Annotated in this window: 1 protein-coding gene; it reads left to right on the top strand. The window is 66.3% G+C overall.

Annotated features, from left to right (window positions below; all coding sequences use genetic code 11):
• A partial coding sequence (locus tag ELR45_RS08680) for an acylphosphatase (protein WP_205856263.1) occupies positions 1-1,169 on the top strand: 1,169 nt, incomplete at its 5' end.
• Positions 1,170-1,288 lie beyond the last annotated feature (119 nt).

The raw sequence follows: 1,288 nt of genomic DNA on the forward strand, positions 1-1,288 counted from the left end.
TGCCCGTCCCGCAAGGCTGCGTGTTCTCCATCGACGACGCTCAGAAGGCACTCGACTACGCCGACCGGATCGGCTACCCCGTCGTGTGCAAGCCGGTCGCCGGTTTGCGGGGAATCGGCGTCATCACCGACATCGGCAGCCGGGACGAGCTGGTGAAGGCGCTCGACCTCTACGAGAAGAGCCAGCTCGGCAATGACGACTTCGTCATCGAGCAGCACGTCAAGGGTTCCGACTACCGCATCGTGGTGATCGGCGAGGAGGTGGTCGCCGCCGTCGTGCGCGAGCCCGCGTCCGTCCTGGGCAACGGCGTCCACACCATCGTCGATCTGGTCGAGTACAAGAACAGAGTGCGCGCGCTCAACCCGCACCTGCGGTCCCGCCCTATTCAGTTCTCGGATGCGATGCGGTACCAGCTCGCCCAGGGGGGCCTCACCCTGGATTCGGTGCCGGCAGCGGGCCAGCAGGTCGTGCTCGCGAACTCGGCCAACCTCTCCCAGGGTGGCGACAGCTTCGAGGTGGTCGACGAACTGCACCCGTCGATCCGCGACGTCGCGATCCGGGCCGTCCAGGGAATCCCCGGCCTCGGGTTCTGCGGCCTCGACATGCTGATCGAAGACCATCGCAAGCCCATCGACCAGCAGTCGGCCACCGTCATCGAGCTCAACGCGCACGCCGCGATCGGTAGTGCTCAATACCCTATGTGGGGAACGCCGACGCCGGTGGCCAAGCTCTTCTTCGAGCAGTGCGCACGGTTCCACGACATCGAGCTCCCACCGGAGCGCGCCGACCGGCTCTGCGTGCAGATCGTCGTCAAGGGCAAGGTGACCAAGGTGAGCTTCCGGCGCTGGTTCAAGCGTCGGGCCACCCGGTTCGGTGTATACGGCTGGATTCGGAACACGGGGCGCAAGGAGGTCACCGCTCGCCTCGACGGTCCGGCCGAAGCGGTCGCCGCCCTCGTTTACCTGGCGATACTTGGCCCGCGCAAGTCGGGCCCCACGTCGGTGACGACCACCCACTCGTATCCGGTCGACGAGCCGGGCTTCCGTATCCTGCGGCGCAGCACGGCGACCAGCGTGCGCGGATTCGCCATCCGCCAGGTACGGCGGCGCGCCTTGTCGTTCCTCATCACGGGCCAGCGGCGGTTCACCCGCTCGAAGCCTGGATCTTGACCTATCGTTGCGATCATGTTCCGCCGACAGCGCCCAGAATCGGACCAGTCCGAGCAACCACACGTCGACCATGCCGAGAAGACCTGGCGCTCGTCGGGCCCCAAATCACAGTTCGATCT

The sequence above is a fragment of the Phytoactinopolyspora endophytica genome (genome assembly GCF_004138495.1).
Lineage (GTDB): Bacteria > Actinomycetota > Actinomycetes > Jiangellales > Jiangellaceae > Phytoactinopolyspora > Phytoactinopolyspora endophytica.